Origin of the sequence: Streptomyces hilarionis (assembly GCF_024539675.1) — a bacterium.
Classification (GTDB): Bacteria; Actinomycetota; Actinomycetes; order Streptomycetales; family Streptomycetaceae; genus Streptomyces; species Streptomyces hilarionis.
In genome coordinates this window covers 16,467-42,910 of record NZ_JAHHIT010000070.1, presented here as the reverse complement: position 1 = coordinate 42,910, position 26,444 = coordinate 16,467, and the positions used below count along the sequence as shown (strand labels likewise).

The window sequence follows — 26,444 nt, the reverse complement described above, 5'->3', positions numbered from 1 at the left end:
CGCCGTTGGCCGAAACGAGCTCCCTGTGACACTCCTGGCCCGTCGCACGCAGTAAGGGGAAATGCGGGCTCCGTAAGGAAGGCGCCCTGGCGAGGGAGGCGTGGATGAGCCTGGTGGAACTGATCGCACAGGCCGACGAGCGCGGACTGGCGGCCAGCGGGCTGGCTTGTTTGGATCGCTGCATACCCCTGCTGGGGGGCGACGACGAGATCTTGCGCCCCCTGTGGGGCAACCTCACGGAGGATTCCGACGCCGCCGACTGGGGCGACCTGGTGGAACGGGCGCGCGACAAGCTCGGCGCGCCGCCGGCGCAGGACGACGAGGCCGGGCTCCTCGCCCACCGGATGCTGGCCGCCGCGCCGGACGACCGCCGTGCCGCCGGGGTGCGGGTGTGGGCGGACGCCTGCTCCGTCGCCTCCCTCCAGATCCACCGGCTCCTCGACCCGGCGTCCGACGCCGCTCCGGTCGACGCCCGCCGCGAGGGCCGCACCGAGGGCATGTCGCCCCTCGTGGCCGCCGAGCTGCGCCGCCAGGTCACCGTCCTGGAGGTCCTCGCCGGCCACGGCGCGAGCGGACTGCGCCGGGCCCTGGAGGTGTCCACCGAGGGCCGCCGGGTGCTGCGCGCGGTGGTGTCGCGGCGCGCCCGCGGGCGCACGGGAGACACGGGAGACGCGTGAGGGAGGTGCGGGGGGTGCGGGGAACCTGGGGCGGTCCTGCACCGGTCCCGGGGACGGCCCCGGATCCGAGTGACACAACCAGCGGCGCCCTCGCTCTTCCCCGTGTGACCCGCAGGACCACCGGCCGCCCCGAGCGGCCCGCCCCGACCGACCGCCCCGAGCGGCCCGCCTCCACCGACCGGCCCGACCGAACCGGCCCGCTCGACCGGCCCGACCGGACCGACGGGTCCGCCGCCGTGAGCCGCGCCGAGCGGCCCGCGCGCCCCTCCGCGGCCGGCAGACCGGTGCGGTGGGCCGCCGAGGCGGTGGCCGCCGCCCCCGACGGCGTGCGCCCGCACCTCGACCACTCGGCGCAGAGCCTGTGGCGCGTCGACCGGCTGATCGAGGACCTGCGACGCGAGGGCGCGCCGCAGGCCTCCGTGGCGGGCGTGCTGCGCGGACTGGGGGCGTACGCGGGCGAGGTGATCGTCCGGCAGACCGGCGCCGAGTGGTGGGCCTCCGGCGGCGACCACTGGGTCCGCACCCCGGACGGGCGCCTCTGGGACCCGCTCGACGAGGCGCGCCGCTGCCACGCCGGACACGGCTCCCTGCGTCTGCTGTGCCGGGACGCGACGGGCGGGCGGGGCCGGCGGCCGACCGCGACGTGACCGCGCGCCGCGACCGCGCGCTGTGACACTTCCGTGCGGGGCGGCGCTGATGACCGTGGGAGCGCGGCCGCATCCGGACCCGGTGTCCGGCGGGGGAGCCGCGCGTCCGCACCGCACACCGTACGAACGAGGAAAGCCTTGGGCCAGGGAGGGGAACCCCGGCGCGCGCACGCGTACGACGGGGAACTGGGGGCGGCCGTGGCGCGGGCCCAGGACGGGGACGAGGCCGCGTTCGCCGTGGCCTACCGGATCGTCCAGCCCGGCCTGCTCGGCTATCTGCGCGGGATCGTCGGCGAGGAGGCGGAGGACGTGGCCTCCGACGCCTGGCTGGAGATAGCCCGGGACCTGGGGCGGTTCCGCGGCGACGGCGCCGGGTTCCGGGGCTGGACGGCGACGATCGCCCGGCACCGGGCCCTGGACCACCTGCGCCGGCTGCGGGTGCGGCCGCGCTCGGCGGCGCTGGAACAGGACGTCGTCCTGGAACTGCCCGGCCCGCACAGCACCCACGACCTGGCCCTGGAGTCCCTCTCCACCGCCCAGGCCCTGGACCTGGTGCGGGGCCTGCCCCGGGACCAGGCGGAGGCCGTGCTGCTGCGGGTCGTCATCGGACTGGACGGTCCGGCCGCGGCCCGGGTGCTCGGCAAGCGGCCCGGCGCCGTGCGCACGGCCGCGCACCGGGGACTGAAGAAGCTCGCCGGACAGCTGGGCGCCATGGGCGAGGAAGGCGCGCACGGGCGCGCGGGCGAGGGTGTGACGGATGGCGGGCCCCGGACGCTGGGGGAGTCGACGTGAACGGTGACGCCCCCGGGCCGTATCGATCACCGAGAGATCGATGCGCGCCCGCCGGGCGCGCGGCGGGGCCGGCGGCCGCGACGGATGACAGGGACAGAGACGGAAAGCGACATGGGTGAACGGCTGAACGACGGCGCGGGCCTCGGCCGTCGGCGCGCGCGCCCCGACGACGCCCTCGCCGCCCCGCCGGGACTGGAGGAAATGCTCGCCCGCGCCCTGCGCGCGCCGGCCGGCCGTCCGCACGAAGGGGACGGAAGCAGCCGGACGGGGGAGGCCTGCGAGGGCGAGCAGCGGGCCGTCGCCGCCTTCCGGGCGGCCCGGGCCGCCGGGGACGGGGGGCGCCCGGTCCGCGCCCGGCGTCGCGACGACTGGCGGCCCCGGGCCCGGCGGCGCACCGCCCGCTCGCTGCGGGTCACCCTCTGCGCGCTGGTCGCCGGGCTCGCGCTCGGCGGGGCCGCGTTCGCGGCGATCGACTCCGGCACGGACCGCGCCGAGGGCGCCGGGGTCGGGGTCGGCGACGGCAGCGGTGGCGGTGGCGCGGGGCGTGCCCGGCCGTCGGCCGGGGCGGCCGTGGCCCCCTCCGGGGCGCCCTCGGCCGTCCCTTCCGCCACGCGGGACGCCGACCGCGAGGGTCCCGCCGAGCGCGGGAGCGCGGCGGACGAGGCTGCCCTCTGCCACGCCTGGGGGACGGCCCGGGGGCACGGCGGCGAGCTGGCCCCGGCCGCCCGGCAGCGGCTCGTGACGGCGGCCGGCGGCGAGAAGAACGTCGAGGCGTACTGTGCGGCCGCCGGTCGGCGGACGGGCGCCGCGAACGGCACGGCGGGCGGCGCCCGCGAGAACGGCCGGACGGGCGCGTCCGGCGGCGGCGAGGGGTCCGGCGGGGCCGGGGAGAGCGGCGCGTCCGGGCGGCCCGGAACATCAGGGCGGACCGGCACGGGCGGCGCCCCGGCCGGGAGCGGCAAGGACGCCCGGCCGCAGGGGGACCCCTCGCAGGACGGGTCCGGCACGGGGGGCGACAGCCCGACGGCGAAGGCGAAGGACACCGGGGCCGGCGACGGCGCATGAGGCGGACGCGCGGAGCCGCCAAGGCAACGGCCGAGGCCGCCACCCCCCACAGGAGAGGCCCCGGCCGTCGCGCGGCACGGGCCGCGCGGCGGCCCGTACTCCCTACAGCGCCGTGCGTGCGTTTTCTGTCACACCCCGGGCACACTCACTGCGTCACGAGTTAGTTGCATGTTCTACGGACATGGACGTGCGGCTGTTTCAGGTCGTAACGTGCCTTTCGCGCCGGACGGCCAAGCGGCAGACCACCGCAAACGACCTGCGGTCCTCAGAACCGCGCACCATCGACCGAGGAACCACGACGTGGGGGACGACGCGGAGCTGACAGCCGCGGTGCTCGCGGCACAGAACGGGGACGAGAGTGCGTTCCGGACCGTGTACCGCGCGGTGCACCCGCGGCTGCTCGGCTACGTGCGCACGCTGGTCGGCGATCCCGACGCCGAGGACGTGACCTCGGAGGCCTGGCTCCAGGTCGCCCGGGACATGGAGCGGTTCAGCGGGGACGCGGACCGCTTCCGCGGCTGGGCCGCGCGCATCGCCCGCAACCGCGCCCTCGACCATGTGCGCATGCGCGGCAGACGCCCGGCGACGGTCGCCGACGAGACCGAGCTGACCGGCCGTGCCGCGGCGTCCGACACCGCGGGCGAGGCCATGGAGGCGCTGGCGACCGGCCGCACCCTCGGCCTCATCGCCCGGCTGCCGCAGGACCAGGCGGAGGCCGTCGTCCTGCGCGTGGTGGTGGGGCTGGACGCCAAGACGGCCGCCGAGACGCTCGGCAAACGGCCCGGCGCGGTCCGCACGGCCGCGCACCGCGGCCTGAAGAAGCTCGCCGAACTGCTCCGCGAGGATCCGGAGTCGAGCGGGGCGCTCGACGCGCTGCCCCCGCAGCCGGGTCCCCGCTCGCGCGCGGTGACGTCCGCGGGTGTGACGCATGGGCGTACGCGGACGCAGAAGGACATGTGATGGCCGACAAGCACGACAGGTGGCTCGACCGGGAGACGGCGGAGCGTCTGCTGCGAGGTGAGTCACCGGACAACGCTGTCGGCGGCGCGGCGGGCGAGGAGGCCGAACGGCTCGCCCGGACCCTGGGCGCGTTGTCCGCGCTGCGGGGGCTTCCGGCGTCGGCCGCGGGGCGTCCGCGCGACGACGAGGAACTTCCCGGCGAGGCCGCGGCGATGGCCGCCTTCCGCAAGGCGCACGCCGACCGCACCGATCTCGCGTCGCGCGCCGCGGGCACGGGCGCGGGGGAGCGGACGGCACCGGCCGCCCGTGCCGGACGGTCCGCGCGCGCCGAGGTGTGCGCCGACGCCGGCCTGGTGCGCATCGGCGGGCCGCTCCCGCGGCCCGGCCGGCCCGCGCGCTGGAGCCGCCCCGTGCGACTGGGCCTCGCGGCGGCGCTGGCCGTCGGCATGGCCGGCGGGGTGGCGGTCGCGAGCGGGACGGGCCTGCTGCCGAACCCGTTCGGCCGCGCGGAGCCGAGCCGTCCCGGCGCCTCCGTCTCCGCGCCGGCGTCCCCCGGTCCCGCGCTCGTCCCGCCGTCCCCGGGCGCCTCGGCCCCGGCGACGACGGGCGGCGACGGGACGGAGGCCGGCGACGCGACGGCCACGGGCGGCACGAAGGACGGCGTCCCGACGGCTCCGGGCACGAGCGGTGCGTGGCCCCCCGGTGTGGTCGCCGCCTGCCGTGAGCTGAGCGCGGGCGGGGTCCCGGACGCCGATCACCGGCGAGCCCTGGAGCACCGGGCGGGCGGCGCGAAGCGGGTGCCGGCGTACTGCGCGGGCGTCCTCGACGGCGCGGGCGCGAGCGGCCGGGGCGACGGCCGCGGCACGGGGAAGGGCGCCACGAAGGGCCGGGGCGCCACCAAGGGCCGGGATGCCGGAAAGGGCCGGGGCGCGGGCGGGAACCGGGACGGAGCGAGCGGCCACGGCGGCTCGGACGGCGGGTCCGGCCGGGGCGACGACGGCGACGACGACCGCGACGGCGGCCACCGGCACGGGTTCGGGCACCGGGGCGCCTCCCACGACGGAAGAGGCGGGACCGCCGCGAAGCCCGGCAGGGGCGCGAACGGCGGCAAGGGCGCGAACGGCGCAGGCGGCGCGGACGCCGGCGGCGGCAGTGGCCGCGGCCCTCACGACGGCCACCGTCATCACGGTCACTGACCTGCGGTTTTGTGATTCTTCGAAATTTTTCGGCGAGAGGTGTGACGTTTTCTGCCGGTGGAACGCAGTAACAAGTGAGCCGACTGGTCATCGGCCCTTGCACTGAGCCGGGGTTCCCCCCGTACCTTCGGCTCGTGCGCCTGGCGCGGGCGGGACACGTTCCCCCGGTCCCGCCCGCGCCCCTGACATCTCCCCGACATCCCGCCCCGCGCCTTGCGGCGTTGTGGGGAGCGTCGCCCGCGGCCATCCTGTGAGGGAGGTCCCGGAGCGGGCAGACCAGCGGGAGGCATCGCACCCATGGCGCGTGAATCGGAGTCCGGACTGCCCGTCGAGCCGGTCTACGGGCCGGGGGACCTGACCGGCTGGGATCCCGCCGAGAAGCTGGGCGAGCCGGGCGGCTACCCCTTCACCCGCGGCGTCTACCCGTCGATGTACACCGGCCGCCCCTGGACCATGCGCCAGTACGCGGGCTTCGGCACCGCGGTGGAGTCCAACGCCCGCTACCGGCAGCTGATCGCCCACGGCACGACGGGCCTGTCGGTCGCCTTCGACCTGCCCACCCAGATGGGTTACGACTCCGACGCCCCGATCGCGCACGGCGAGGTCGGCAAGGTGGGCGTGGCGATCGACTCGGTCGAGGACATGCGGGTGCTGTTCGACGGGATCCCGCTGGACGAGGTCTCGACGTCGATGACGATCAACGCGCCCGCGGCGCTGCTCCTGCTGATGTACCAACTGGTGGCCGAGGAACAGGGCGTCCCGGCCGCGAGCCTCACCGGCACGGTCCAGAACGACGTCCTCAAGGAGTACATCGCCCGCGGCACGTACATCTTCCCGCCGAAGCCGTCGCTGCGGCTGATCGCCGACGTCTTCCGGTACTGCCGGGCCGAGATCCCGAAGTGGAACACCATCTCGATCTCCGGCTACCACATGGCGGAGGCCGGCGCCTCGCCCGCGCAGGAGATCGCCTTCACCCTGGCGGACGGCGTCGCGTACGTGCGCACGGCGGTGGCCGCGGGGATGGACGTCGACGACTTCGCCCCGCGCCTCTCCTTCTTCTTCGTCGCCCGCACGACGCTCCTCGAGGAGGTCGCGAAGTTCCGCGCCGCGCGCCGGATCTGGGCCCGCGTGATGAGGGAGGAGTTCGGCGCGCGCGACCCCAGGTCGCTCATGCTGCGCTTCCACACCCAGACGGCCGGCGTGCAGCTCACGGCCCAGCAGCCGGAGGTGAACCTGGTGCGGGTCGCCGTCCAGGGGCTGGCCGCGGTCCTGGGCGGCACCCAGTCCCTGCACACCAACTCCTTCGACGAGGCGCTCGCGCTGCCCACGGACAGGAGCGCCCGTCTCGCCCTGCGCACCCAGCAGGTGCTGGCCCACGAGACGGACGTGACGGCGACCGTCGACCCCTTCGCCGGCTCCTACGCCGTCGAGCGGATGACCGACGACGTCGAGGCCGCGGCCGTCGGCCTCATGCGCCGCATCGAGGACCTCGGCGGCGCGGTGGCGGCCATCGAACACGGCTTCCAGAAGGGCGAGATCGAGCGCAACGCCTACCGCATCGCCCAGGAGACCGACTCCGGCGAGCGGGTCGTGGTCGGCGTCAACCGCTTCCGGCTCGACGCCGAGGAGCCCTACGAGCCGCTGCGCGTCGACCCGGCCATCGAGGCCCGGCAGGCGGAACGGCTCGCGAGGCTGCGGGCCGAGCGCGACACGGCGGCGGTGGACGCGGCCCTGGACGCCCTGAGGACGGCGGCCCGCGGCGAGGACAACGTCCTGTACCCGATGAAGGACGCCCTGCGGGCCCGGGCGACGGTGGGCGAGGTGTGCGACGCCCTGCGCGAGGTCTGGGGGACGTACGTGCCCTCGGACGCGTTCTGACGGGCCGGGCGGCCTTCGCACGGGCGACCGGGTCGGGCGCCCGCCGGACCGTCACACCCGGCGGGCGACCGCGCGCAGGGACGGCTCCTCGCGCACTCCGAGCCGCTCGCGGTAGGCGGCCGCCCCCGTCTCCGACTCGCCGGCCCAGCCCACGTGACCGTCCGGGCGGACCAGGAACGCCCCGTCGTCCAGGGTGAGCAGCGTCCAGTGCGGGCCCCGGAGGCGGTCGAAGAGGCGGACGCCGTCCACCGTCAGGTCGGGGACGCGGTCCCCGGCGCGCAGCGCCCCCGGGGCCGGCCGTGTCTCCTCGCTCAGCGACGACTCCCGGTAGTGCAGACCCAGCTGCCGGGTCCCGGCTCCCCGGCGCGCCTGGTCCCGGTGGATCGCCGTGGACAGGCCGAGGACGTGCTCGGCGACCGGACGCCGTTCCTCCTCGTAGGTGTCGAGCAGCGTGTGCGGCGCCCGCCCGCCCAGCACCGCGCCCAGCTTCCAGCCCAGGTTGTACGCGTCCTGGACGCTGGTGTTCAGGCCCTGGCCGCCGGCCGGGGAGTGGATGTGCGCCGCGTCGCCGGCGAGGAACACGCGGCCCTGCCGGAAGCGGTCCGCGAGGGCGGCGCGCGGGCGGAAGTCGGAGGACCAGCCGACCTCGGTGACGTCCTCGGCGGCGAGATGCGTGCGCTCGGCGACCGCCGCGCGGACGCCGGCCGGGGAGGGGTCGATCTCCGTACCCGCCGGGAACCGGGCCACGAGCTGGAAGTCCCGCGTGCCGGCCAGCGGGCACAGCGACGCGTACCCCGGGCTGCCCGCGCCCGGCGGGAAGACGTGCCACCGGTTCCGGTCCAGCGCGGGGACGCGCACGTCGGCCACCAGCAGCGGGTCCGGGTCGACCGTCTCGCCCGTCATGGCGATGCCGAGCGCCCGGCGGACCGTCGAGCGGCCCCCGTCGGCCGCGACCGCGTACCGGGCGCGGATCTGCTCGCCGGAGGCGAAGTGCGCGGTCACCCCCTCCCCGTCCTGGTCCACGCCGACGAGCTCGCGGCCGAAGGCGACCGTGCCGCCGAGCTCTTCCAGCCGCGCCCGCAGGATCTCCTGGTTGCGCCACTGCGGGACCATCCACGGGACGGTGAACCGGCAGCCCTCCTCGCTCTCCTCCACCGGGTCGAAGAGGCGGTGCTCCCCGGTCTGCCTGCCGTCCGTCCACAGCGCGCCCACCGGGTAGGGGCCGCCGGCGTCGAGGATCGCGTCGAGGACGCCGAGGTCCTCGTAGACCTCCAGGGTGCGCGGTTGCAGGCCCTTGCCGCGGGAGCCGGCGGCGAGGGCCGCGCCCCGCTCCACCACCAGCGCGTCCACGCCGCGCCGGGCCAGGTCGATGCCGAGGGCGAGGCCGGTGGGGCCCGCGCCGACGATCAGGACGTCCACCGACGTGTTCTGGGGCAGGTTCATGTCCCCGTCTCCTTAACGTTGTTAAGTGATGCCGTTCCCCGAGAGTGGCCTTAACGGCGTTAAGCTGTCAAGGGTGAGCACCGAACGACGCACGCCCCTGGACCGCGGACGGGTCGCCGACACCGCCCTGCGACTGCTGAACGAGGTGGGCCTCGACGGCCTGACGCTGCGGGCCATCGCCCGTGAGCTGGACGTCAAGGCGCCCGCCCTCTACTGGCACTTCAAGGACAAGCAGGCCCTGCTCGACGAGATGGCCACCGAGATGTACCGGCGGATGCTCGCCGGAGCCGCGCTCGACCCCGGCGACACGTGGCAGGAGCGGCTGCGCACGTCCAACCGGGGTCTGCGCGAGGCGCTGCGCCGCTACCGCGACGGCGCGAAGGTCTTCAGCGGCTCACGCTTCACCGCTCTGGTGCACGCCGAGCAGATGGAGGACACCCTGCGCCTGTTCACGGCCGCGGGCTTCACCCTCGCCCAGGCCGTCCGCGCCACCTCGACGAGCTACGCGTACACCCTCGGCTTCGTCACCGAGGAGCAGGGCGTCCAGCCGCTGCCCGACGAGCGGCGCGAGGGGTACGACGTCGACGAGCGGGCGCGGCGGATGCGGGAGTTCCCGCTGGCCGCCCAGGCGGGAGCGGAGATCTTCGCCGACTACGACCGCCACTTCGAGGAAGGCCTGGAGATCGTGCTGGCCGGAATCGCCGCGCGGTACGTGAGCCCCGGCGCCGCTCCGCGTGGCGGGAGCGCCGGGCGCGGGTGATGATGCCGGGATCGGTCCCCGAGGGATCCCGGGGCGACTCCCCGGGCGGGCCCCGGGCGATCCCGGAACGTGGACAGGTCCGGCGTGCCTCGAGTCGTCCGTGGTATCCGTGAAAGGAGGAAGAAGTGGGGGAGCCGAACCGAAATCGGCGGAGTTTACCCACCCCCCACAGCAGCCATGCGCCGCGCGGCCGACTTTTCTTCGCCTGACGGGTTGAAGTTTTGTTGATCGTAGGTCGGTCGACCGCTTCGGCGTCCTACCCTTCAGAGGGTGAAGCAACTGATGTCCCGAGAGTCCGAGGCCGATCCTTCAGGGGAAGACACCCTTCCCGGCGCCCTGCCGGAGGCGCTGCGCGCAGAGCTCGTGGCCTTCCGCCGAGACCTGCACATGCATCCTGAGCTGGGCAACCAGGAGTTCCGTACGACGGCCGCGATCAAGGCCCGCCTGGAGAAGGCGGGGCTCGCACCACGCGTGCTCGCCGTCGGGACCGGCCTCATCTGCGACATCGGGACCGTGGGCGCGGCCGGTGTTCCCGTCCTGGCCATGCGCGCCGACATCGACGCGCTGCCCATCCCGGACACCAAGACCGAGTGCGCCTACCGGTCCACCGTCCCCGACCGCGCGCACGCCTGCGGCCACGACGTGCACACCACCGTCGTGCTCGGCGCCGGGCTGATCCTGGCCGAGCTGCACCGCCAGGGCCGCCTCCCGCGGCCCGTGCGGCTGATCTTCCAGCCCGCCGAGGAGGTGCTGCCCGGCGGCGCCGCCGACGCCATCGCGGACGGCGCGCTGGACGGCGTCGGCCGGATCATCGCCGTGCACTGCGACCCGCGGGTCGACGCGGGCCGCATCGGTCTGCGCGAGGGGGCCATCACCTCCGCCTGCGACCGGCTGGAGATCTCGCTGGACGGGCCCGGCGGCCACACCGCCCGCCCCCACCTCACCACCGACCTGGTCACGGCGGCCGCCCGCGTGGTCACCGACGTCCCCGCGCTGGTCGGGCGGCGGGTCGACACCCGCGCCGGGCTCGCGGTCACCTGGGGCCGGATCGAGAGCGGCCACGCGCCCAACGTGATCCCGCAGCACGCCGAGCTGTCCGGCACCGTCCGCTGCCTGGACATCGACGCGTGGCGGCAGGCCCCGGACATCGTCGTCGCCGCCATCGACGAGGTCGCCAACCTGCACCGCGCCAAGTCCGAGATCAACTACGTCCGTGGCGTCCCCCCGGTCGTCAACGACGCCGACGTCACCGGCCTGCTGCACGACGCCATGGTCGCCCGGCGCGGCGAGAGCGCCGTCGAGGGCACCGAGCAGAGCCTGGGCGGCGAGGACTTCTCCTGGTACCTGGAGCGGGTGCCCGGCGCGATGGCCCGCCTCGGCGTGCGTCCGCCCGGCGAGCGCACCGTGCGCGACCTGCACCAGGGCGACTTCGACGCGGACGAGTCGGCCATCACCGCGGGCGTGGAGCTCTTCACCGCGGCGGCCCTGCTGGACGCGTCGACCAGGTGAGCCGAGCGCACACCCCGTGACGGCGGGGGCCGCCCGACCAGCCGGCCGGGCGGCCCCCGCCGTCGCGCGCGCCCGCCGTCGCGCGGCGCCCCGGCGACGGCGGCCCCGGGGCCGCCACCCGCACCCGGCCGCCACCCGCACCCTGTCCAAAAACCGTCCCTTCGTCCCCTTGGGTGATCCGGTCGTAACCGGCGGGACGCGTCCCGGACCCCATGGCGGCACGAATCGATAACGGCCGGGAGAAACCCCGTTCCCCTCGCCTTCTACGCGCGTTACTGTGCGCCGGAATCGCCACCGGGAACGGCTTGTCGGGGAAGCCCTTCGCCGAGGGCTCCAGCATGGGGACAGCGGGCCGGTGACGGCGCCGTGGGGATCGAAGGGGTGCTTGCTGTGCGTCTGAATTCTCGGAGGACCGGACTGACCCGGGCCGCGGTGACCGTCGCGGTCGTCGCACTCGCCGCCGCGGGCTGCGGCAAGTCCAGCAGCGACTCCGGCAAGGCCGGTGACACGGAGTCCGGCAAGTACTCGGGCAAGGGCATCGGCCTCGCCTACGACATCGGCGGAAAGGGCGACCAGTCGTTCAACGACGCCGCCTACGCCGGTTTCCAGAAGGCCGAGAAGGAGTTCAAGGTCGGCGGCCAGGACATCGAGCCGCAGGACGGCGAGTCCGACGCCGACAAGGTGCAGCGGCTCACCCAGCTCGCCCAGTCCGGCTTCAACCCGGTGATCGGCGTCGGCTTCGTCTACGCGCCGGCCGTCAAGGAGGTCGCGGCCAAGTTCCCGAAGACCACCTTCGGGATCATCGACGACGAGCAGGTGCAGGCCAAGAACGTCGCCGACCTGGTCTTCCACGAGGAGCAGGCCTCCTACCTGGCCGGCGTCGCCGCCGCCAAGGCCTCCAAGAAGGCGCACATCGGCTTCATAGGCGGCGTGGACATCCCGCTGATCCACAAGTTCGAGGCCGGATACGTCCAGGGCGCCAAGTCGGTCAACCCGAAGATCAAGATCGAGTCGCAGTACCTGACGGAGACCCCCCAGGAGGGCGGCTTCTCCAGCCCCGACAAGGGCAAGGACGCGGCCAGCGGTCAGATCGAGGCAGGCGCCGACGTCCTCTACCACGCCGCCGGACTGTCCGGGCAGGGCGTGATCTCCGAGGCGGCCGCCAAGAAGGTGTGGGTCGTCGGCGTCGACTCCGACCAGTACAGCCAGAGCTCGCTGGCGGCCTACAAGGACTACATCCTCGGCTCCGCGCTCAAGAACGTCGGCGGCGCGGTCTACGACCTGGTGAAGTCCGTCGTCGACGGCAAGCCGCTGTCCGGCGTGGTGCGCGGCAGCCTCTCCAACGACGGCGTGGGCTTCGCCGACAGCAACCCGAAGTACAAGGCCATGACCGACGTCGTCACGGCCGTCGACAAGGCCAAGAAGGACATCGTCGACGGCAAGGTCACGGTCAACACGAAGTAACGGCCGGAAAACCCCTTACGCCACCCGGCGGCTGCGCCCTTACGAGCGTCTTCGCAGCCCATACGCCCCTTGCCTCCCGCAAGGGGCGTTCTGCTGTCCGTAACCTGGGCTCCATCTGTGGCCACAGCTCGGTAACGGACCGGACAGAAGGGTTTTTCCGTCTGGTCTACGCGCGTTACGCTGCGGCGGAACCAGCGCCTGGTTTGGGCGCTTGCACAAAGGAGTCAAGTTCCATGCGCCGGGTGTCCCGAATCGCGGCTGCGGGTGTAGCCACCGCAGCTCTCGCCGTGACCGTTTCCGCTTGTGGAAGCTCGTCCACGTCGTCGTCCTCGTCCAACAGCAGTGACAAGAACATGGGCCTCGCGCTCGCGTACGACGTCGGCGGCAAGGGCGACCAGTCCTTCAACGACGCCGCCACGGCCGGCCTGGAGAAGGCCGACAAGGACTTCGGTTACAAGTCCTCCGCGGTCGAGCCGCAGGACGGCGAGTCCGACGCGGACAAGGTGCAGCGTCTGGAGAGCCTCGCCAAGCAGGGCTACAACCCGGTGATCGGCGTCGGCTTCGCCTACGCGCCGGCCGTCAAGGAGGTCGCGGCCAAGTACCCGAAGACCACCTTCGGCATCGTCGACGACGAGCAGATCAAGGCCGACAACGTCGCCGACCTCGTCTTCCACGAGGAGCAGGCCTCCTACCTGGCCGGCGTCGCCGCCGCCAAGGCCACCAAGACCAACACCGTCGGCTTCGTCGGCGGCGTGGACGTCCCCCTGATCCACAAGTTCGAGGCCGGCTTCAAGCAGGGCGTCGAGGACACGAAGAAGGGCGTCAAGGTCAAGTCGCAGTACCTGACCGAGACCGCCGCCGAGGGCGGCTTCTCCAGCCCCGACAAGGGCGAGAGCGCCGCCGAGGGCCAGATCGACGCCGGTGCGGACGTCGTCTACGCCGCCGCCGGCCTGTCCGGCCAGGGTGTCATCAAGGCCGCCAACGCCCACAAGGTCTGGGCCATCGGCGTCGACTCCGACCAGTACAAGCAGGACGCGCTGAAGGCCTACAAGGCGTCGATCCTGACGTCGGCCATGAAGAACGTCGAGGGCGCGGTCTACACGCTGGCCAAGTCCGTGCACGACGGCAAGCCGGCCACGGGCGTCGTCCGCGGCAGCCTGGAGAACGGCGGCGTGAGCGTGTCGAACTCGAACCCGGCCTTCGCGGGCAACGCCGACATCCAGGCCGCGATCAAGAAGGCCGAAGAGGGCATCAAGAGCGGCGCCATCACGGTGAAGACCTCCTGACCCCACGGTGCTGAACCGGTCAGAACCCTTGGCCGAGGACCCGCTGCAATGACAGCGTTACGGCCACGGAACGGGGCGCGGAGAGAATGTCTCCTCGCGCCCCGTTCGCGCGGCAGAATGCTCGGAACCGATCGAACCTGATCGAGATGGCCCCACGATACGGCTGTCAAGATCATGAAAGGCCGACCGGATCCGGGCACTATTCAAAGCAGGGGCGCTACGCGCGTAGAGCGGCCCCTTTCCCAAGGAGAGTGCGCCATCGACGCGTCCAGCAGCCCTCCGCTCACCGCACAGTCGACGATCGCGGTTGAGCTGGCGGGGATCACCAAGCGCTTCCCCGGTGTCGTCGCCAACCACGACATCCACCTCGCCGTCCGCAAAGGCACCGTGCACGCCCTCGTCGGCGAGAACGGCGCCGGCAAGTCGACGCTGATGAAGATCCTCTACGGCATGCAGAAGCCGGACGAGGGCACCATCGCGATCGACGGCGAGCAGGTGACCTTCTCCAGCCCCGCCGACGCCATCGTGCGCGGCATCGGCATGGTCCACCAGCACTTCATGCTGGCCGACAACCTGACCGTCCTGGAGAACGTGGTGCTGGGCAGCGAGAAGCTGTACGGCATCGGCGGCAACGCCCGCAGGAAGATCAAGGAGATCTCCGACCGCTACGGACTCGGCGTCCGCCCCGACGCCCTCGTCGAGGACCTCGGCGTCGCCGACCGCCAGCGCGTGGAGATCCTCAAGGTCCTCTTCCGCGGCGCCCGCACCCTCATCCTCGACGAGCCGACCGCCGTCCTCGTGCCGCAGGAGGTCGACGCGCTCTTCGACAACCTGCGCGAGCTGAAGTCCGAGGGCCTGTCGGTCATCTTCATCTCCCACAAGCTGGGCGAGGTCCTCTCCGTCGCCGACGAGATCACCGTCATCCGGCGCGGCACGACCGTCGGCACCGCCGTCCCGGCCGAGACGACCCCGCGTCAGCTCGCCGAGATGATGGTCGGAAGCGAGCTGCCCACCCCGGAGACCGCCGAGTCCACGGTCACCGACCAGCCCGTCATCGAGGTCGCCGACCTCACCGTCTACGCCAGCGGCGGCGCCTCCCTCGGCGCCGACTCCGAGCCCTCCGGCGGCGTCAGCGGCATGATCGCGCCCGAGGTCGCGCTCGGCGGCGAGGTCAAGAAGGCGCTCGACGGCGTCACCTTCACCATCCACGCCGGCGAGGTCATGGGCATCGCCGGCGTCGAGGGCAACGGCCAGACCGAGCTGATCGACGCCCTGATCGGCACCAAGAACGCCGACTCCGGCACCATCGCCTTCCTCGGCGAGGACATCACCCCCTGGCCGACCCGCAAGCGCCGCGAGTCCGGCGTCGGCTACATCCCCGAGGACCGTCACCGCCAGGGCCTGCTCCTGGAGGCCCCCCTCTGGGAGAACCGCATCCTCGGGCACGTCACCGAGGCCCCCAACGCCAAGGGCTTCTGGCTCAACCCCAGGGGCGCCCAGGCCGACACCCGCCGGATCGTCGAGGAGTACGACGTCCGCACCCCCGGCATCGACGTCACCGCCGCCTCGCTCTCCGGCGGCAACCAGCAGAAGCTGATCGTCGGCCGCGAGATGAGCCACAACCCGAAGTTCCTGATCGCCGCCCACCCCACCCGCGGTGTGGACGTCGGCGCGCAGGCCCAGATCTGGGACCGCATCCGCGAGGCCCGCCGCGAGGGCCTGGCCGTGCTGCTGATCTCCGCCGACCTGGACGAGCTGATCGGCCTGTCGGACACCCTGCGCGTGATCTACAACGGCAGGCTGGTCGCGGACGCCGACCCCGCCACCGTCACCCCGGAGGAGCTCGGCTCCGCCATGACCGGCGCCGCGACCGGTCACCTGGAACACGTCGACGACGCGGAAACCACCGAGGAAGCTGCCGGTCCGGAGGACGAGGCCCGATGAAGAAGTTCGACAAGGAGCGCGTGCTCCTCGCGGTGGCCGGCCCGGTCATCGCGATCGTCGCGGCGATCCTGCTGACCTCGGTCGTGCTGATCGCCTCGGGCAAGAGCCCGATCGAGCCCTACACGCTCATGCTGGAGCAGGCGGGCTACTCCGACGTCCAGGTGCTGATCGTCAACCAGGCCTCGATGTACTACATCGCCGCCCTGTCGGTCGCCATCGGCTTCCGGATGAACCTGTTCAACATCGGCGTCGACGGCCAGTACCGCCTCGCCGCCATGATGACCGCGGTGGTCGGCGCCAACATCGCCCTGCCGTCGGCCCTCCAGATCCCGCTGCTGCTCCTGGTCGGCGTGCTCACCGGCGCCTTCTGGGCCGGCATCGCGGGCGTCCTGAAGGTCACCCGCGGCGTCAGCGAGGTCGTCGCGACGATCATGCTGAACGCCATCGCCACCAGCGTCATCGGCTACCTCACCCTCGACAACATCTGGGGCGTGCAGGTCGGCAACAACAACACCACCGGCATCATGAAGGACTCCGGCTGGGTGCCCGGCATCGACCTGGGCGCGGACGTCGGCGAGATCTACGGTCTGGTCTTCCTCGCCGTCGCCCTCGGCATCGTCTACTGGATCGTCCTCAACCGCACCCGCTTCGGCTTCGACCTGCGCGCCACCGGCGAGTCCGAGACGGCCGCCGCGGCCTCCGGCGTCGACGCCAAGAAGATGGTCCTCACCGCCATGCTGATCTCCGGCGGCATCGCGGGCCTGTCCGGCCTGCCCCTGCTGCTCGGCGACGCCCACACCTACAGCCTGAGCTTCCCGACGGGCCTCGGCTTCACCGGCATCACCATCGCGCTGCTCGGCCGCAACAACCCGGTCGGCATCGCCTTCGCCGCGCTGCTGATCGCCTTCCTCGACAAGGCCTCTCCCGCCCTCGACTACGCGACCCCGGTCGCGTACGAGAAGGAGATCGCCACGATCATGCAGGGCCTCATCGTCTTCGCGGTCGTCATCTCGTACGAGGCCGTACGCCAGTGGGGGCTGCGCCGCCAGCAGAAGCGCGTCGGCGCCGAGCTCGCCGCGGCCGCCGCCCAGAACACCAAGAAGGAGGTGGCGGCCTGATGTCCACGACCACCGTCGCCAAGCCGCAGGCGAAGAAGCCCGGCAAGGGCCGCCGCATGTCGCTCCCGGTCCTCCTGCTGGTCATCGCGGGCGTCCTGGTGCTGACCTCCGTCGTCCGCCTCATCACCGGCGCGGACGGCATCACCTCCACCGGCCAGATGTCCACGGCCCTGCGCCTCGCCGTCCCGATCGGCCTCGCCGGCCTCGGCGGTCTGTGGGCCGAGCGCGCGGGCGTCGTCAACATCGGCCTCGAGGGCATGATGATCCTCGGCACCTGGTTCGGCGCCTGGGCCGGCTACCAGTGGGGCCCGTGGACGGGCGTCGTCTTCGGCATCGTCGGCGGCGCGCTCGGCGCCGTCCTGCACGCCATCGCGACCGTCACGTTCAACGTCAACCACATCGTCTCCGGTGTGGCCATCAACATCCTCGCGCTGGGCACCACCCGCTACCTGTCGAAGTTCACCTTCGAGGGCGCCCCCCAGGGCTCCTCCAAGCAGTCCCCGCCGATCGACTCGCTGGGCACCTTCGACGTCCCCGGCCTGTCGAGCTGGCTGGACACGCTCAACGAGAAGCACTGGTTCCTGATCTCGGACGTCGCCGGTCTGGTCGGCGGTCTGATCACCGACCTGTCGCCGCTGACCGTCGTCGCCGTCGCCCTCGTCCCGGTCACCTGGTGGGTGCTGTGGCGCACCGCGTTCGGCCTGCGCCTGCGGTCCTGCGGCGAGAACCCGGTGGCCGCCGAGTCCCTCGGCGTCAACGTGTACAAGTACAAGTACATCGCCGTGATCATCTCGGGCGGTTTCGCCGGCCTCGGCGGCGCGTTCCTCTCCATCGTCGCCTCGAACGTGTACCTGGACGGCCAGACGGCCGGACGCGGTTACATCGGTCTCGCCGCGATGATCTTCGGCAACTGGATGCCGGGCGGCCTCGCCCTCGGCGCGGGCCTGTTCGGCTACACCGACAGCCTCAACCTGCGCGGCGGCACGACCAACGTGCACGCGCTGATCCTGCTGCTCGCGATCCTGCTCGTGTTCGGCGCGGCCTACCTGGCGTGGAAGAAGAAGTTCGTCCCCGCCGTCGTCACCGCGCTCGTCTCGGCGCTGATGTTCGTCTGGTACGTCGGCACCGACGAGGTCCCGCGCCAGGTCGTCACGGCCGCGCCGTACGTCGTCACCCTGCTGGTGCTCTCGCTGTCCGCGCAGTCCCTGCGGATGCCCAAGGCGGACGGCATGCCGTACCGGAAGGGCCAGGGCAAGTGAGCCCGCGGTCCGACGTCGACTGGGCGGCGCTGCGCGAGCTGGCCCGCGAGGCCATGTCCCACGCGTACGCCCCCTACTCGGGCTACCCCGTCGGGGTCGCCGCCCTGGTCGACGACGGCCGCACGGTCTCCGGCTGCAACGTCGAGAACGCCTCCTACGGGCTCGGCCTGTGCGCCGAGTGCGGACTGGTCTCGGAGCTTCAGCGGACCGGCGGCGGCCGGCTGACGCACTTCACGTGCGTCGACGGCCGGGGCGAGGTCCTCGTCCCGTGCGGCCGCTGCCGGCAGCTGCTCCACGAGTTCGGCGGCCCCGACCTGCTCCTGGAAACCCCGGCGGGCATCCTGCCCCTGTCCGAGATGCTGCCCCAGGCCTTCGGCCCGGACCATCTCACCAAGTGATTCCCGTGCGGCCCCTCCGAGTCGTCCCCGGCGACTCGCTCCGAGGGGCCGTACGGCTTCTGGAACCCTCGGAAGGAAGCCAAGCCATGGCCATGGACGTCATCTCCGTCATCCGCACCAAGCGGGACCGCGGCGAGCTCAGCGACGCTCAGATCGACTGGGTCATCGACGCGTACACCCGCGGGGAGGTCGCCGACGAGCAGATGTCCGCGCTCGCGATGGCCATCCTCCTCAACGGCATGAACCGCCGTGAGATCGCCCGCTGGACCGCCGCCATGATCGCCTCCGGCGAGCGCATGGAGTTCTCCGCCCTGTCGCGTCCCACGGCCGACAAGCACTCCACCGGCGGCGTCGGCGACAAGATCACCCTGCCGCTCGCCCCCCTGGTGGCGGCCTGCGGCGCGGCCGTCCCGCAGCTCTCCGGCCGCGGCCTCGGCCACACCGGCGGCACGCTGGACAAGCTGGAGTCCATCCCCGGCTGGCGTGCGCTGCTCTCCAACGAGGAGATGCTCTCCGTGCTCGACGGCACGGGCGCGGTGATCTGCGCGGCGGGCGACGGCCTGGCCCCGGCCGACAAGAAGCTGTACGCCCTGCGGGACGTCACCGGCACGGTCGAGGCGATCCCGCTGATCGCCTCGTCGATCATGTCGAAGAAGATCGCCGAGGGCACGGGCTCGCTCGTCCTGGACGTGAAGGTCGGCACCGGCGCCTTCATGAAGAACATCGAGGACGCCCGCGAGCTCGCCTCGACCATGGTCGGCCTGGGCACCGACCACGGCGTGAAGACCGTCGCGCTGCTCACGGACATGTCCGCCCCGCTCGGCCTGACCGCGGGCAACGCCCTGGAGGTCCGCGAGTCGGTCGAGGTCCTGGCCGGCGGCGGCCCCGCGGACGTCGTGGAGCTCACCCTCGCGCTGGCCCGCGAGATGCTGGACGCGGCGGGCGTGAAGGACGCCGACCCGGCCAAGGCCCTGGCCGACGGCTCGGCCATGGACGTCTGGCGCCGCATGATCGCGGCCCAGGGCGGCGACCCGGACGCGCCGCTGCCCACGTCGAAGGAACAGCACGTGATCAAGGCCCCGTCGTCGGGCGTGCTCACCCGCCTGGACGCCTACGACATCGGCGTCGCCGCCTGGCGCCTCGGCGCGGGCCGCGCCCGCAAGGAGGACCCGGTGCAGGCGGGCGCGGGCGTCGAGCTGCACGCCAAGCCCGGCGACACGGTCACGGCCGGCCAGCCGCTGCTGACCCTGCACACCGACACCCCGGAGCGCTTCGACTACGCCCTCCAGGCCGTCGAGGGCGCGTACGACGTCGAGGCCCCCGGGACGGCCTTCACCGCCTCCCCGGTCGTGCTGGAGCGCATCGCCTGACCTGGCCTTGTCCGACCCGCGGCCGCAGGGCCGTCGGCGTCACAGCCCCCTTTCGGGTGAACGGGATCGGTGGACCGCCGCCGGTCCCGTTCGGCATGCTGGACTCGGTGACGCACCGACAGGGAGACCGCCATGAGCGCACTCACCGTGGGCCACGACCCCGAGCAGAGCTGGGACGGCCTCGTCCGGTTCTGGGAGGAGATGGACTGGCCCGAGGGCAGCAAGGTGGAGATCATCGAGGGGATCGTCACCGTGGCACCTGTTCCCGCGTACCGCCACAACGTGATCGCTGAACGCATTCAGCGTCGCCTCTACTCGGTGATCCCCGAGAACTGGGGGATCTTCCAGACGCTCGCCATCGCCGTGCCGTCCCGTCTGGGCATGCTCATCCCCGACCTCGTGGTGGCCCCCGTGCGGGAGCACACGGAGGCGGACACCCACATCCCGGCCGCACTGGCGGAGCTGGTCGTGGAGGTCACGTCCAGGTCCGACGCCCGGCACGACCGCATCAGCAAGCCTGCCGCCTACGCCTCGGCGGGCATCCCGTTCTACCTCCTCGTCGACCGCTGGGCCCCCGAAGGCGCGAGCGCGACGCTCTACGGAGAACCGAAGGGCGACGTCTACCGCCTGCTGGGCACCGCGAAGTTCGGCGAGGCCCTCAAGCTTCCCGCGCCCTTCGACGTGGTCGTCGACACCGCTGAGTTCCCCGCCGCGTAGGCCGGTCCCGTTCGGCGGCGATGAATTGAGGCGCCGGGCGCGGTCTACCGATCGTGGAAGCGACGACACCCCCCGTGCTCACCCTGACCGGACCGGTCGCCCGAGAGCAGGCGACCGGGCTGGGCGACGCCGTGTTCGCGCTGCTCGCCGGCGAGGAGACCGGGGTCGTCGTCTGCGACGTCGCCGGCATCGGGCCGCCCGGGCTGGCCGCCGTCGAGCTGCTGGCGCGGCTCCAGCTGGCCGCCCGGCGGGCCGGCGGACGGATACGGCTGCGCGGCCCTGACCCGGCGCTACGCGCCCTGCTCGACCTCGTCGGGATCCCCGTCGAGGTGGAGGGGGAGGCCGAAGAGGGGGAACCAGCGCTGGGTGTCGAGGTAGAAGTGGAACCCGGTGAGGCGGCCCTCTGAGATCTCCAGGACCTGGATCGCCCAGGGCGTGTGACCGCCCTTGTCCGGGTCCGGCTTGTACTGGGCGAAGCCCGGCAGGCCGTTGACCTGGACCGGCAGCAGCCGCGAGCCCTCACAGGCGGAGCCGAACGTGGTCATGAAGCCGGTGATGTCGTCATGGCCGGTCAGCCACAGGTCGAACGGCGGCATCGTCATGACGGCGTCCTCGTGCAGCAGGGCCGTCAGCGCGGTCATGTCGTAGCCCTCGAAGGCCGCCATATAGCGTTCGAGGAGCTTTTGCTGTGCCTCGTCCAGCGGGTCCGACACGGCCGCGTCCGCGCCGGAGGCCTTCTGCTCGGCGAGCGTCGCCCGGGCCCGCTGGAGCGCGCTGTTGACCGAGGCGACCGAGGTGTCGAGGAGCTCGGCGACCTCGCTCGCCCGCCACGCCAGCACCTCCCGCAGGATCAGCACCGCCCGCTGCTTGGGCGGGAGCTGCTGCAACGCGGCCATGAAGGCCAGGCGCACCGACTCCTTGGCAACGGCCGCCTCGGCCGGGTCCTCCACCGTGGGCAGCACGCGCGCGTCGGGCATCGGCTCCAGCCAGGTGTTGTCGGGGCGGGGCGAGAGCGCGGCCCGGGCGAGCGGGGTGGCTTCGGTGAGGTCCATCGGACGGGCCCGCTTGTTGCCGGCCGTCAGCATGTCCAGGCAGACGTTCGTGGCGATCCGGTACAGCCAGGAGCGCAGACTGGAGCGGCCCTCGAACTTGTCGTAGCTGCGCCAGGCGCGCACCAGGGTGTCCTGGACCGCGTCCTCCGCCTCGAAGGAGGAGCCGAGCATGCGGTAGCAGTAACCGGTCAGCTCGGTCCGGTGCTTCTCCAGTGCGACGTCGATGTCCGTCGTCGTCGCCGTGCTGTCGCCCATCGTCCACCCACCCCTGTGGCTGTTCTGTCACGCGTCGTCGCGCCCAGCACTTCGGAAGCTACCGCAGCCCACTGACAATGGCCCGGCGAGTCGATGAAAGCGCAGGTGGGAGGCGGTGTGAGAGTCGGCGTGGACGGCGGTGTGACGGCCGCTCGGACCGGCTGCCGCCACGGCGGCGCCGGATCCGGGCGGCCCGGACCGCGTCAGCGGGCGGCCACCAGCAGGTCCCGTCGGGCGGCGACCCGCGCGGCGCGGGTCCCGAGCGCGGTGATCGCCACGACACCGAGCACCGCCAGGACGCCCACGGCGACCGTGGCGGACCAGCCGCCCGCGTGGAAGGCCGTGGCGCCCACCGTGGAGCCGACGCTGGAGCCGACGTAGTACGAGGACTGGTAGAGGGCGGAGGCCTGCGCCCGACCGGTGGTGGCCGTCTTGCCGACCGCCGAGGAGGCCACCGCGTGGCCCGCGAAGAAGCCCGCCGTGATCAGGACCAGGCCCAGCAGGACCGGGACCAGCGAGTCCGCGAGCGACAGCAGCAGTCCGGCGGCCGTGGTGCCGCCCGCCAGGTAGAGCGCGCCCCGGCGGCCGAGCCGGCCGACGAGCCGGCCCGCGGTCGACGCCGACACGGTGCCCACCAGGTACACCAGGAAGATGGAGCCGACGATGCCCTGGGGCAGCGAGAACGGCGCTTCCGTCAGCCGGTAGCCGATGACGGTGTACACGCCGCCGAAGACGGTCATGAACAGCGCGCCGATCGCGTACAGACGGCGCAGCAGCGGGTCGGCCAGGTGGTCGCGGACGGTACGGGCCAGCACCCGGGGGGCCAGGGAGCCCGGCCGGAAGTGCTTCGGCGCCGGCAGCAGCAGCCGGAAGGCGACCGCGCAGGCCACCGCCAGCACGCCGATCACCCCGACCGCGATCCGCCAGCCCCACTCCTGCGCGACCCAGCCGGTGATGACCCGGCCGCTCATCCCGCCGACGCTGTTGCCCGCCACGAACAGGCCGATGGCCGTGACGAGCGCCTTCGGCCGGACCTCCTCGGCGAGGTAGGCGGTCGCCGAGGCCGGGAGCCCGGCCAGCGCGGCGCCCTGGACCGCCCGCAGCACGACCAGCGAGCCCAGCGAGGGGGCGAAGGGGACCAGCACGCCCACGGCCACCGCGACCGCCAGCGAGGCCGTCATCACCGTGCGGCGGCCGTAGCGCTCCGACAGGGCGCTCATCGGCAGCACGAACAGGGCCAGTCCGCCGGTCGCCGCCGCCACGGTCCAGCTCGCCCGGCCGGCCGCCACCCCGAGGTCGTCGGAGATCAGCGGCAGCAGCGCCTGCGTGGAGTACAGCAGGGCGAAGGTCGCGACCCCGGCGAGGAAGAGGGCGAGGCTCATCCGGCGGTAGCCGGGACCGCCGGGGGTCATCCGGGAGTCGGCGGGGGCCGGGCGGCAGCGGTCGGCGGAGGAGGCGACGACGGGGGAGGCGGCGGGGACGGACGATGCGGCGCCCACGGTCGTGGACGCCCCGGTACTGGCGGGAGACATGCCTCGAAGGTAGGTACGGCCCCGCTCATCCGTCCAATGCACGGAATCGTCATAATCGTTCCCATGGCGCATCAGCAGAGGTCACGGGCCCGGCTGTCACCGTCCGGTGACACAGAAGACACGACGGACATGTCGAGGCTGCTCGCTCCCCGGCTCGCGTACTTCGCCGGGGTCGCCCGCACCGAGCACGTCACCCGGGCCGCCCAGGAGATGAACGTGCCCCAGTCGACGCTCTCGCGGGCCATGGTCCGTCTGGAACAGGACCTCGGCGTCGACCTGTTCGCCCGCCGCGGCCGCACGGTCTCCCTCACGCCCGCGGGGCGCACCTTCCTCTCCTCCGTGGAGCGGGCCCTCGCCGAGGTCGAGCGGGCCGCCGACGAGGTGCGGGCCGACGCCGACCCGGCCACCGGAAAGGTCGCGTTCGGCTTCCTGCACACCATGGGCGCGGAGACGGTGCCGGGACTGATCCACGCCTTCCGCGCGGACCACCCGCGCGTGCGCTTCAGCCTCGTCCAGAACTACGGCGAGGCGATGATCGAGCGGCTGCGGGCGGGCGAGCTGGACCTGTGCCTGACCTCCCCGGTCCCGGACGCCCCCGACCTGGTCGCCCGCCGGCTCGACGAGCAGAAGCTGCGCCTGGTCGTCCCGGCCGACCACCGTCTGGCCGCCCGCAGGAGGGTCCGTCTCGCCGAGGCCGCCGACGAGACCTTCGTGACCCTGGAGCCCGGCTACGGCCTGCGCCGCATCACCGACGACCTGTGCCAGGAGGCCGGCTTCCGCCCCCGGGTCGCCTTCGAGGGCGAGGAGGCCGAGACCCTGAGAGGGCTGGTGGCGGCCGGGCTGGGGGTGGCGCTGCTGCCGCCGCCCGCCGTGGCCCGCCCGGGGGTCGTGGAACTGACGGTGACCGCCCCGCGCGCCGCCCGCGAGATCGGCGTCGCCTGGCTGGACGGCCACCCGGACACCCCGCCGGTGGCGGCGTTCAAGAAGTTCCTGCTGTCGAGGCGCGGCAGCCTGCTGCCGACCTGAACGCGGCGCGGCGCGCCCGTCACCGGCGCAGCGACCTGCCGAACCCGGCCGCGAGCGGCATCCGCAGGCCGAGCGGCGGCGGCGCCGCCAGCGCGTCCACGACCGGACGGGACAACGGCCGCCCGAACAGGGTGCCCATGACGAAGTCCTCGGCCAGCGCGTGGACTTCGCTGCGGTACTGGTGCAACCGGTGCCCGTCTGCGTGGACTTCGAAGCGGCACACGTCCCGGTTGGCCTTCTTCGCCCGCGCCGCGAGCCGGAACGACAGCTCCGGGTCGCAGCGCCCGTCGTGGGTGCCGTGCACGATCAGCACCCGACGGCCCGCCAGTTGCTTGACGGGTTCGGCGGGTGCGGCCATGTCCTCCTCCGGCAGCCACGGAGCGATCGCCAGCACCGACTCGACGGCCTGGTGGCCGCCCGCGCGCAACGCCGCCCGTGCGCCCATGCCGACGCCGGCCAGACACACCGGGACGTCCCCGTAGCGCCGGACCACCTCGTCGGCCGCCCAGGCGGCGTCGGCGGCGGGGTGCGCCTCGCTGCCGTTCCAGCCGCGGTAGCGGTAGCGCACGGCGTGGACGGCCAGGCCCTCCCCGCGTCCGGCCCGCGCCAGTCCGCGTCCGAGGCCCCGGACGGAGGCCGCGGCCCACAGCGAGGACGGCCTGCGGCTGGAGACCTCCTCGCCGCCCGGGAGCAGCAGCACCGCCGCGCTCACCGCCGTCGGCTCCGGGCCGAGCGCCCGCCCCAGCCGGACCTGCCGAACCGGCGTCACTTCCTGTCCCATGACAGAACAGTGTCAGAAGCGCCGATGTACTCCACCCGTCCGTGCGGTCACCGTTACATATCGGCGCGGTTGTACAACGCGCCGTCTACGCGCGTAGGAGTTAGAGTGCGCCAATGACGAGCCAGAGCATCCAGTCGGGCACCGCCCCCAGCTCGGACCAGATCCGGCGGGCACCCAAGGTTCTGCTGCACGACCACCTCGACGGCGGGCTGCGCCCCGGCACGGTGGTCGACCTCGCCCGGGACGGCGGGTACTCCCCACTCCCCGAGAGCGACGCCGACAAGCTGGGCGTCTGGTTCCGGGAGGCCGCCGACTCCGGCTCCCTGGAACGGTACTTGGAGACGTTCTCGCACACCGTCGGCGTGATGCAGACCCGCGCGGCGCTCGTGCGGGTCGCCCGCGAGTGCGCCGAGGACCTCGCCGAAGACGGCGTCGTCTACGCCGAGGTGCGCTACGCGCCCGAGCAGCACCTCGACGGCGGCCTCACCCTCGAAGAGGTCGTCGAAGCCGTCAACCAGGGCTTCCGGGAAGGCGAGCTGACGGCCCGTCGCAACGGCCACCGCATCCGCGTCGGCGCGCTGCTGACCGCCATGCGGCACGCCGCGCGCGCCCTGGAGATCGCCGAACTCGCCAACCGCTACCGGGACCAGGGCGTGGTGGGCTTCGACATCGCCGGCGCCGAGGCCGGCTTCCCGCCCACCCGGCACCTCGACGCCTTCGAGTACCTCAAGCGCGAGAACAACCACTTCACCATCCACGCCGGCGAGGCCTTCGGGCTGCCGTCCATCTGGCAGGCGCTCCAGTGGTGCGGCGCCGACCGGCTCGGGCACGGGGTCCGCATCATCGACGACATCGAGGTCGACGCCGACGGCGGCGTGCGGCTCGGCCGGCTCGCCTCCTACGTCCGCGACAAGCGCATCCCGCTGGAGCTGTGCCCGAGCTCCAACCTCCAGACCGGGGCCGCCACGTCCTACGCCGAGCACCCCATCGGGCTGCTGCGCCGGCTGCACTTCCGGGCGACGGTGAACACCGACAACCGGCTGATGTCCGGCACCAGCATGAGCCGGGAATTCGAGCACCTGGTCGACGCATTCGGCTACACGCTCGACGACCTGCAATGGTTCTCCGTCAATGCTATGAAGTCAGCATTCATTCCTTTCGATGAACGACTGGCCATGATCAATGACGTGATCAAGCCCGGATACGCCGAGCTCAAGTCCGAATGGCTGTTCCAGCAGACCGCCTCCACCAGGGGTTCCGTGGCGGAGGAAGGCTGATCCCCGGGTTTTACCCGGTGCGGAATGCGGGCGGGTGT

The 26,444-nt window shown here is 73.1% G+C and carries 24 protein-coding genes; 20 read left to right on the top strand and 4 right to left on the bottom strand.

All coding sequences use genetic code 11. From position 1 onward, the window contains the following. The first annotated feature begins 104 nt into the window (after window positions 1-104). The 7 genes from KMS84_RS18490 to KMS84_RS18455 all read left to right on the top strand — a co-directional run bounded on the left by KMS84_RS18490 (window position 105) and on the right by KMS84_RS18455 (window position 7,215). Window positions 105-677, top strand: coding sequence for a hypothetical protein (locus tag KMS84_RS18490; protein ID WP_256917345.1), 573 nt, complete (start codon window positions 105-107; stop codon window positions 675-677). 236 nt (window positions 678-913) lie between these two features. Next, a complete protein-coding gene (locus KMS84_RS18480) occupies window positions 914-1,324 on the top strand; it encodes a hypothetical protein (RefSeq protein ID WP_256917357.1) in 411 nt (136 codons plus the stop codon). A gap of 138 nt (window positions 1,325-1,462) precedes the next feature. Next, on the top strand, window positions 1,463-2,116 hold the full coding sequence (locus KMS84_RS18475) for an RNA polymerase sigma factor (RefSeq protein WP_256917344.1): 654 nt from the start codon (window positions 1,463-1,465) through the stop codon (window positions 2,114-2,116). Between the two features lie 111 nt (window positions 2,117-2,227). Next, entirely contained in the window at window positions 2,228-3,181 is a 954-nt protein-coding gene (locus KMS84_RS18470) for a hypothetical protein (protein ID WP_256917343.1), read from the top strand. A gap of 300 nt (window positions 3,182-3,481) precedes the next feature. Continuing rightward, window positions 3,482-4,141, top strand: a complete 660-nt coding sequence (locus KMS84_RS18465; RefSeq protein ID WP_256917342.1) for an RNA polymerase sigma factor — start codon at window positions 3,482-3,484, stop codon at window positions 4,139-4,141. Next, window positions 4,141-5,337 carry a hypothetical protein gene (locus tag KMS84_RS18460; protein ID WP_256917341.1) on the top strand — a complete coding sequence of 399 codons (1,197 nt, stop codon included), beginning with the start codon at window positions 4,141-4,143 and terminating at the stop codon, window positions 5,335-5,337. The genes KMS84_RS18465 and KMS84_RS18460 overlap by 1 nt, the downstream gene beginning before the upstream one ends. 297 nt (window positions 5,338-5,634) lie before the next feature. Then, on the top strand, window positions 5,635-7,215 hold the full coding sequence (locus tag KMS84_RS18455; protein WP_256917340.1) for an acyl-CoA mutase large subunit family protein: 1,581 nt from the start codon (window positions 5,635-5,637) through the stop codon (window positions 7,213-7,215). A 51-nt stretch (window positions 7,216-7,266) separates the two neighbouring features. Here KMS84_RS18455 and KMS84_RS18450 read toward each other — a convergent pair whose 3' ends face one another. After that, a complete protein-coding gene (locus tag KMS84_RS18450) occupies window positions 7,267-8,658 on the bottom strand; it encodes an FAD-dependent monooxygenase (RefSeq protein WP_256917339.1) in 1,392 nt (463 codons plus the stop codon). A gap of 73 nt (window positions 8,659-8,731) precedes the next feature. Between KMS84_RS18450 and KMS84_RS18445 the strand changes: the two genes are divergently transcribed. The 11 genes from KMS84_RS18445 (at window position 8,732) to KMS84_RS18395 (ending at window position 20,890) form a co-directional block, all read left to right on the top strand. Next, window positions 8,732-9,418: a TetR/AcrR family transcriptional regulator C-terminal domain-containing protein gene (locus tag KMS84_RS18445; protein WP_256917338.1), complete on the top strand. Its 687-nt coding sequence runs from the start codon at window positions 8,732-8,734 to the stop codon at window positions 9,416-9,418. A 282-nt stretch (window positions 9,419-9,700) separates the two neighbouring features. After that, complete coding sequence (locus KMS84_RS18440; RefSeq protein ID WP_256917356.1) at window positions 9,701-10,927, top strand: amidohydrolase; 1,227 nt, start codon at window positions 9,701-9,703, stop codon at window positions 10,925-10,927. Window positions 10,928-11,359: 432 nt separating this feature from the next. Beyond that, the gene (locus tag KMS84_RS18435; protein WP_256917355.1) at window positions 11,360-12,391 is read left to right on the top strand and encodes a BMP family lipoprotein; all 1,032 of its coding nucleotides are present in this window, start codon (window positions 11,360-11,362) and stop codon (window positions 12,389-12,391) included. 233 nt (window positions 12,392-12,624) lie between these two features. Next, the gene (locus tag KMS84_RS18430) at window positions 12,625-13,677 is read left to right on the top strand and encodes a BMP family lipoprotein (RefSeq protein WP_256917337.1); all 1,053 of its coding nucleotides are present in this window, start codon (window positions 12,625-12,627) and stop codon (window positions 13,675-13,677) included. A gap of 174 nt (window positions 13,678-13,851) precedes the next feature. Further along, a complete protein-coding gene (locus KMS84_RS18425) occupies window positions 13,852-15,621 on the top strand; it encodes an ABC transporter ATP-binding protein (RefSeq protein ID WP_256917336.1) in 1,770 nt (589 codons plus the stop codon). Next, the gene (locus KMS84_RS18420; protein WP_256917335.1) at window positions 15,618-16,739 is read left to right on the top strand and encodes an ABC transporter permease; all 1,122 of its coding nucleotides are present in this window, start codon (window positions 15,618-15,620) and stop codon (window positions 16,737-16,739) included. The genes KMS84_RS18425 and KMS84_RS18420 overlap by 4 nt, the downstream gene beginning before the upstream one ends. Then, the gene (locus KMS84_RS18415) at window positions 16,739-17,998 is read left to right on the top strand and encodes an ABC transporter permease (protein ID WP_256917334.1); all 1,260 of its coding nucleotides are present in this window, start codon (window positions 16,739-16,741) and stop codon (window positions 17,996-17,998) included. Before KMS84_RS18420 ends, KMS84_RS18415 begins: the two co-directional genes overlap by 1 nt. Beyond that, window positions 17,995-18,396, top strand: a complete 402-nt coding sequence (locus KMS84_RS18410; RefSeq protein WP_256917333.1) for a cytidine deaminase — start codon at window positions 17,995-17,997, stop codon at window positions 18,394-18,396. Before KMS84_RS18415 ends, KMS84_RS18410 begins: the two co-directional genes overlap by 4 nt. Before the next feature lie 86 nt (window positions 18,397-18,482). Next, complete coding sequence (locus KMS84_RS18405; protein ID WP_256917332.1) at window positions 18,483-19,766, top strand: thymidine phosphorylase; 1,284 nt, start codon at window positions 18,483-18,485, stop codon at window positions 19,764-19,766. A gap of 132 nt (window positions 19,767-19,898) precedes the next feature. Beyond that, complete coding sequence (locus KMS84_RS18400) at window positions 19,899-20,483, top strand: Uma2 family endonuclease (RefSeq protein ID WP_256917331.1); 585 nt, start codon at window positions 19,899-19,901, stop codon at window positions 20,481-20,483. Window positions 20,484-20,536: 53 nt separating this feature from the next. Next, on the top strand, window positions 20,537-20,890 hold the full coding sequence (locus KMS84_RS18395) for an STAS domain-containing protein (protein WP_256917330.1): 354 nt from the start codon (window positions 20,537-20,539) through the stop codon (window positions 20,888-20,890). Here KMS84_RS18395 and KMS84_RS18390 read toward each other — a convergent pair. Together KMS84_RS18390 and KMS84_RS18385 are read right to left on the bottom strand one after the other, a co-directional pair. Further along, the gene (locus KMS84_RS18390) at window positions 20,774-21,790 is read right to left on the bottom strand and encodes a sigma-70 family RNA polymerase sigma factor (protein ID WP_256917329.1); all 1,017 of its coding nucleotides are present in this window, start codon (window positions 21,788-21,790) and stop codon (window positions 20,774-20,776) included. The genes KMS84_RS18395 and KMS84_RS18390 overlap by 117 nt on opposite strands. A gap of 203 nt (window positions 21,791-21,993) precedes the next feature. Continuing rightward, complete coding sequence (locus KMS84_RS18385; protein ID WP_256917328.1) at window positions 21,994-23,322, bottom strand: MFS transporter; 1,329 nt, start codon at window positions 23,320-23,322, stop codon at window positions 21,994-21,996. A gap of 63 nt (window positions 23,323-23,385) precedes the next feature. Between KMS84_RS18385 and KMS84_RS18380 the strand changes: the two genes are divergently transcribed. Beyond that, window positions 23,386-24,348, top strand: a complete 963-nt coding sequence (locus KMS84_RS18380) for a LysR family transcriptional regulator (RefSeq protein WP_256917327.1) — start codon at window positions 23,386-23,388, stop codon at window positions 24,346-24,348. 19 nt (window positions 24,349-24,367) lie between these two features. Here KMS84_RS18380 and KMS84_RS18375 read toward each other — a convergent pair whose 3' ends face one another. Further along, a complete protein-coding gene (locus KMS84_RS18375; protein WP_256917326.1) occupies window positions 24,368-25,129 on the bottom strand; it encodes a prolyl oligopeptidase family serine peptidase in 762 nt (253 codons plus the stop codon). A gap of 113 nt (window positions 25,130-25,242) precedes the next feature. Here KMS84_RS18375 and KMS84_RS18370 point away from each other — a divergent pair, with 113 nt between their 5' ends. Continuing rightward, window positions 25,243-26,406 (top strand): adenosine deaminase, encoded by a 1,164-nt coding sequence (locus tag KMS84_RS18370; protein ID WP_256917325.1) that lies wholly within the window; start codon window positions 25,243-25,245, stop codon window positions 26,404-26,406. Window positions 26,407-26,444: the final 38 nt, after the last annotated feature.